Raw genomic sequence first — 6,012 nt, 5'->3', positions numbered from 1 at the left:
AGCTACTGCTTGAGCTGGAACTGGAACCGCCCGAACCCGAATCAGACCCGCCCCCCGAGCCCCCGTCGGAAATACTCGCAACACACAAAATAAACGCCACAATCGACGCCGCTGGCACCGCGATCAACCAACCCTGATAGCCATGCCCCAGCAGCAACCCCACCGCCACATACACCGCCGCCACCGCCACCACGCGCACGATGAAAAACCGCGGGCTCTTGCGCCAGGATTCGCGCATGACGAAGAACAGCCCCACGTACAACGCCAGCACCAGGGCGCTGCCGAACGGCCACACCAGCCAATGCACGAAATTGACCTCGACAAAGTGGTCCACCACCAGCAGCCCGACGATATACGCCAACAGCGCGATCACGCAGTAAAACGCCACGCGCGCCAGCCACAAGACGCCAAACAGTGCGCCGCCGATCAGAAGCGTCAATGGGAAGGCCACCAGAGACACCGGCCAATCATCCCCCCCGCTGTACATCGTCAGCAGCGCCGTCACGGCCACGAAGGCCATCAACGCCCGGCGCCAGTGCAGTTTACCGGCGGCAATCAACACCCCGCCGATGGCCCCTGCAATAAGTGCCAGCAACACGGCAATGATCTGCGGGTTAACTTCCCGCGCGGCGAGCGGCGGCAGGTCGCCGCCGTCCACAAGCAAGGTCAGGTCATTGACCGCCTGTTGCACGCCGCCCGCGTAGTCGCCCTGGCGAAACGCCGGGGTGATGTGTTCTTCGATAATGCGATGGGCCAGCAGGTCGGTGACGGTGCCTTCCAGCCCGTAACCCACTTCGATGCGCACCTTGCGGTCGTCCTTGGCCACCACCAGCAGGATGCCGTCGTTGATGTCCTTGCGCCCCAGTTTCCAGGCGCGGAACAGCTGGTTGGCGTAGTCCTCAATGCTCGTGCCGCCGGTGGTGGGCACCAGCAACACGGCGACTTGCGCGCCTTTGCGCTGTTCAAGGGCGGCGAGTTGGTCTTTGAGGCGCGTGCTGGTGCTGGCGTCCAGCGTGTTGGTGAGGTCGATCACCCGCTGGTCGAGGGCCACGCCGATGGGCGAAGTGTCGGCCTGGGCGGTGCCCGACAAGCCGATAAACACCATTGCCACCAGGCTCAAGACGGTTTGCCGCAAAATCGCCATCATGCTTTGTTACCTGAAGTGTCTTCCTAAGGCGCCGACTCTACCTTATCGACGTATAACGCGTGACCCCACGCCGCTGACTATCTAAACTCCGCGCATGCATAGCAAAACGCCATAAATCGAGAAGCCCATGAGCCTCCAGCACCGCAATAACGTCAGCGTAATGGGCAACGGCACCTCGACCCTGGTGTTTTCCCACGGTTTCGGCTGCAGCCAGGCCATGTGGAATTACCTGGCGCCGCAATTTGTCGATCGTTTTCGCGTGGTCATGTATGACTTGGTCGGCGCCGGGCGGTCGGACCTCAATGCGTTCGACAAAACCAAGTACAGCACGCTGGACGGCTACGCCCGTGACTTGAACGAGCTGATCGATGCGTTTGCGCTGGGCCCGGTGATTCTGGTCGGCCATTCGGTCAGCGCCATGATCGGCACCCTCGCCGACCGCCTGGCGCCCGGGCGTATCGCCGCCCATGTGATGATTGGCCCGTCGCCGCGTTATATCGATGACGCGGGGTATGTCGGCGGCTTCAAGCGCAGCGACATCGACGACCTGCTCGACACCCTCGACAGCAATTACCTCGGCTGGTCCAGCGCGATGGCCCCGGCGATCATGGGCGCGCCCGGGCAACCGGCGCTGAGCCAGGAACTCACTGACAGCTTCTGCCGCACCGAGCCGGAGATCGCCAAGCAGTTTGCGCGGGTGACCTTTATGTCGGATAACCGCCAGGACGTGGTGGGCCTGACCACGCTTGTGCTGATCCTGCAATCGAGCGACGACCTGATCGCGCCGGTGGCCGTGGGCGAATACCTGCACAGCGTGTTGCCCAACAGCACGTATTGCCTGGTGGACAACGTCGGCCATTGCCCGCACATGAGCGCGCCACAGGCCTGCGCGGCGGCGATGGAAGCGTTTTTGGCGCCGTGGGCCGTCGCTCATGCCGGCTGACCTGTTCGACAGCGCGGCCTGCGCCCTGGCCGTGACGGCCGAAGACGGCACGATCCTGCAAGCCAACGCGCGTTTCAGTGACTGGCTGGGCTTCAGCACGGACGAGCTTTGCCGTCGGCGTTTCCAGGACTTGCTGACCATGGGCGGGCGCATATTCCACCAGACGCACCTGGCGCCGATGCTGCGCCTGCGTGGCAGCGTCACCGAAGTGAAGCTCGATATGCTGCACCAGGACGGCCACAAAGTGACCGTGCTGCTCAATGGCATCAAGCGTGAAAGCGCTGACGGCACGGTGTACGACCTGGCGCTGTTCGGCACCACTGACCGTGACAAGTACGAACGCGAGCTGCTCAACGCGCGCAACCTGGCCGAGGCGTTGTTGCAGGAAAAAACCGCGACTGAACTGGCGCTGCAGCACGCCCAGGACGAGTTGAACGAGGCTTATGCCATCGCCCAGCGCCGCGCGCTGTTTGCCGAGCAGATGGTGGCGATTGTCAGCCATGACTTGAAAAACCCGCTGACGGCCATCCGCATGGCCTCGGACTTTCTCAGCCGTGGCGAGCGCACGGCCAAGGAGCGTCAGTTGCTGGGGCATATCGGCCAGTCGTCCGAGCGCGCCCAGCGCATGATCGCCGACTTGCTGGACTTCACCCAGGCGCGAGTTGGCCATGGCATTACCATCAAGGCCAAGCCGCTGGACTTGCACGGGGTGATCCACCGCGCGGTGGACGAGCTGCGCGTCGCCTTCCCCACCGCCACGCTGGAACACCAGGCCGAAGGCCGTGGCGATGCGTGCCTGGACTCCGACCGCGTGCAGCAGATCATCGGCAACCTGGTGGCCAACAGCGTGGCCTATGGCGACCTGCAACAGCCCATCACCATTACCTCACGGCTGGGCGACGGCAACTGCGAAGTGGCGGTGCACAACCACGGTGCGGTGATCCCCGAAACGCTGATCGCGGTGTTGTTCGAGCCCATGACCCGAGGCACCGACCAGGGCAGCGAAGTGCGCAGCGTCGGGCTGGGCCTGTACATCGTGCGCGAACTGGCCAGGGTGCACGGCGGCGATGTGGCGGTGAATTCCTGCGCCACACAGGGCACGACGTTTACCGTGACGTTTCAAGCTGCGCTTGGCTGAATGGTGCTTGCACATCACCTGTGGCGAGCGGGCTTCCTGTAGCAACCGGGCTTGTTTTTTGTGGCGAGCGGGCTTGTTGTGGCGAGCGGGCTTGCCCCGCGTTGGGTGGCGAAGCCGCCCTAAAACCAGCGCACGCGTTTTGCCTGAAAAAACGCGGTGAATGTATTGGGGCTGCTTCGCAGCCCAACGCGGGGCAAGCCCGCTCGCCACAACAAGCCCATTTGCCACAGAAAGCCCGCTCTCCACAAAAAAGCACTCTGCGGGGGATATGGCAGTTTCATCCAGCCAAAACTGGCCGCGTGCTAGCGTAAGCGCGTTCGAGCCCACCTGAGCCGCCCATGAAAAAAACCACCTTCGTCTTGTCTGCTTTATTCGCCGGTTTATCTCATGCGGCCCTTGCCGCCAACCTCTGCCAGCCCACTGCCTCCAACCCAGCAAACCAAGCCTTTATGGCCGCCGCCCAACGCCACTTGGCCGACCAACCCAACCCGCTGGCGCATCTGCACACCGAAGGTACCCTGCCCCACCACGGCATTCGCGAGCAGAGCATCGCCGCTGAAAAGGACTGGCCGGTGATGCGCCAGGCCGCACTGGCGTGGCGTTTGAGTGGCGACCCGCGCTACCTCAAGCAAGTCGACAACTACCTGGCGGCGTGGGCCGATGTGTATCAGCCGGACTTCAACCCTATCGACGAAACCAATCTCGACATGCTGATCAACGCTTATGCGTTGACCGCTGACCACTTGCGCCTGGAAACCCGCGACGCCAGCCGCCGTTTGATCAGCAACCTGGGCAATGGCTATATCGCCCGTATCGAGCAATTCCACGGACCGAGAAAAGGCACCCAAACCAACAACTGGCAGAGCCATCGCGTCAAATTGGTGACCGTGGCCGCCGCCGCGCTGGGCGACAAGGCAATGCTTGAACAAGCCCACCAGCTGTTCAAACAACAGATCGCCGACAACGTGCTGCCCGACGGTTCGGTGACCGACTTCCAGGACCGCGACGCCTTGCATTACGTGGTCTACGACCTGGAACCGCTGGTGCAAGCCGCACTGGCAGCCAAGCCCTATGGCGGCGACTGGCTGAACCTCAAGACCAACGGCGCCTCACTGGCCGCCGCCCTCGATTGGCTGGTGCCCTACGCCAACGGCCAACGCAGCCATCAGGAGTTCGTGCACACCCACGTGCAATTCGACAAAGACCGCGCAGGTGTTGGCGAAGCCGGTTACAGCGGCACCTGGCAACCCAAAAGCAGCGCCACGCTGTTTTGGCTGGCGGCACAGCTCGACACGCGCTACCTGCCGGTGGCCAAGCAGTTGGCAGAACACCCGGCGGACTGGATCAGTGCCTGCTATTTGAAATAAGGGCGGCTAGACTGGCCGGGCTTACCCCTCAAAGGATTGACGATGCTCATTGTATTCAGCGGCCTGCCCGGCACCGGCAAAACCACCATCGCCCGCGAACTCGCGCGCCAGACGGGTGCGATGTACCTGCGCATAGACGTGATCGAGCAGGCGCTTCGGGACGCCGGGGTGTTGGTGGGTGCCAGCGGTTATGGGGTGGCAAATGGGTTGGCACTGAGTAATTTGCGTTTGGGGCATAGGGTGATTGTGGACTGCGTGAATCCGGTCCGGGAGAGCCGGGAGGCGTGGAAGGCGGTGGCGTTGGCGGCAGGCGTTGAATTGCGCAATATTCAGGTGATTTGCTCGGACCGGTTGGAGCACCAGCGACGTGTGGAAGCGCGTACCGGAGATATTCCCGGGCTGACGCCGCCGAGCTGGCAATCGGTGTTGGCGCATGAGTATGAGCCATGGGATGAGCCGCCACTGACGATCGATACGGCCGTAATGACACTGGAGCAGACCGTGGCCGCCCTGAAACTCTAACGAGCCAGGTTCCTGTAGCCAGCAGGCTTCCTGTGGCGAGCGGGCTTGTTGTGGCGAGCGGGCTTGCCCCGCGTTGGGCTGCGCAGCAGCCCCAATAAAAAACACCGAGCTCTTTCAGAAAGAACTCGGTGCTGGTTTTGGGGCTGCTTCGCAGCCCAACGCGGGGCAAGCCCGCTCGCCACAAAGATCAGCCGTTCGCCTTTGGGTTATAGCCAGGCCGCATCCCACAAGGGGTAATCTCCGATGCGCTCAACTAACCCCGCCCGCAAAGGGTTAGCGATAACGTAACGGGCCATTCTCAGAACATCTTCATCAGCCCGAACCGCACGGTCGTGGTAACCCCGCTGCCAGAACCGCTCCTTACTGCCGCGCGCACTGTTGATGCTGAGCGCGCTGCGGGATTTGGTCTGACGCATCACATCGGGCAGGGTGGAATCCTTCAGATCGAATAACCAGTGAACGTGATCCGGCATCACCACCCACGCCAGCGAGTTGACCAGCCCTTTGTCATGGACACGTTTGAGTTCAGCAACCAGTAACCGACCCAAGTGAAAGTCACGGAACAAGGGCTGGCGTCGATGTACGACTGCGGTGACCAGATAAGCCCGACCGGATTCTGAATAGCGGCCACGACGTAGCCGGTGAGAGTTGGGTTGAAGCGGCATTCCGTTGCGCCTTTTGGTGTGGAGGAGTCTTCACGTTAGCCAAGGCTGGACTGCCGTCCTGTACTACTGGATTTCCATATGTGTCGCAAGGCAGGCTCTTGTGGCGAGCGGGCTTGTTGTGGCGAGCGGGCTTGCCCCGCGTTGGGCTGCGCAGCAGCCCCAATGAAAAACATCGAATTGTTTCAGGAAGAACTCGGTGCTGGTTTTGGGGCTGCTTCGCAGCCCAACGC

At 62.2% G+C, this 6,012-nt stretch carries 6 protein-coding genes; 4 read left to right on the top strand and 2 right to left on the bottom strand.

Annotated elements, in window-relative coordinates; all coding sequences use genetic code 11:
- On the bottom strand, positions 1-1,147 hold a 1,147-nt coding region (locus tag BFW87_RS23385; protein ID WP_078742079.1), incomplete at its 3' end, for a TPM domain-containing protein.
- Positions 1,148-1,274: 127 nt separating this feature from the next.
- On the opposite strand from BFW87_RS23385, the gene BFW87_RS23380 reads away from it, so the two are divergent.
- The 4 genes from BFW87_RS23380 (at position 1,275) to BFW87_RS23360 (ending at position 5,117) form a co-directional block, all read left to right on the top strand.
- Positions 1,275-2,090, top strand: a complete 816-nt coding sequence (locus BFW87_RS23380) for an alpha/beta fold hydrolase (RefSeq protein ID WP_078742078.1) — start codon at positions 1,275-1,277, stop codon at positions 2,088-2,090.
- A complete protein-coding gene (locus BFW87_RS23375) occupies positions 2,080-3,228 on the top strand; it encodes a PAS domain-containing sensor histidine kinase (RefSeq protein ID WP_078742077.1) in 1,149 nt (382 codons plus the stop codon). The genes BFW87_RS23380 and BFW87_RS23375 overlap by 11 nt, the downstream gene beginning before the upstream one ends.
- A 338-nt stretch (positions 3,229-3,566) precedes the next feature.
- Positions 3,567-4,595: an alginate lyase family protein gene (locus tag BFW87_RS23365; protein WP_078742075.1), complete on the top strand. Its 1,029-nt coding sequence runs from the start codon at positions 3,567-3,569 to the stop codon at positions 4,593-4,595.
- 42 nt (positions 4,596-4,637) lie between these two features.
- The gene (locus BFW87_RS23360) at positions 4,638-5,117 is read left to right on the top strand and encodes an AAA family ATPase (protein ID WP_078742074.1); all 480 of its coding nucleotides are present in this window, start codon (positions 4,638-4,640) and stop codon (positions 5,115-5,117) included.
- Positions 5,118-5,323: 206 nt separating this feature from the next.
- On the opposite strand, the gene BFW87_RS23355 is transcribed toward BFW87_RS23360, so the two are convergent.
- A complete protein-coding gene (locus tag BFW87_RS23355) occupies positions 5,324-5,782 on the bottom strand; it encodes an REP-associated tyrosine transposase (RefSeq protein WP_078742073.1) in 459 nt (152 codons plus the stop codon).
- Positions 5,783-6,012 lie beyond the last annotated feature (230 nt).

The organism is Pseudomonas fluorescens (assembly GCF_002022275.1).
Classification (GTDB): Bacteria; Pseudomonadota; Gammaproteobacteria; order Pseudomonadales; family Pseudomonadaceae; genus Aquipseudomonas; species Aquipseudomonas fluorescens_AJ.
This window is presented reverse-complemented; position numbering and strand designations above follow the sequence as displayed.

Coding starts and splice junctions, on each gene's coding strand:
- BFW87_RS23380 (WP_078742078.1), top strand. CDS start 1,275: ATGAGCCTCCAGCACCGCAATAACGTCAGCGTAATGGGCAACGGCACC.
- BFW87_RS23355 (WP_078742073.1), bottom strand. CDS start 5,782: ATGCCGCTTCAACCCAACTCTCACCGGCTACGTCGTGGCCGCTATTCA.
- BFW87_RS23375 (WP_078742077.1), top strand. CDS start 2,080: ATGCCGGCTGACCTGTTCGACAGCGCGGCCTGCGCCCTGGCCGTGACG.
- BFW87_RS23360 (WP_078742074.1), top strand. CDS start 4,638: ATGCTCATTGTATTCAGCGGCCTGCCCGGCACCGGCAAAACCACCATC.
- BFW87_RS23365 (WP_078742075.1), top strand. CDS start 3,567: ATGAAAAAAACCACCTTCGTCTTGTCTGCTTTATTCGCCGGTTTATCT.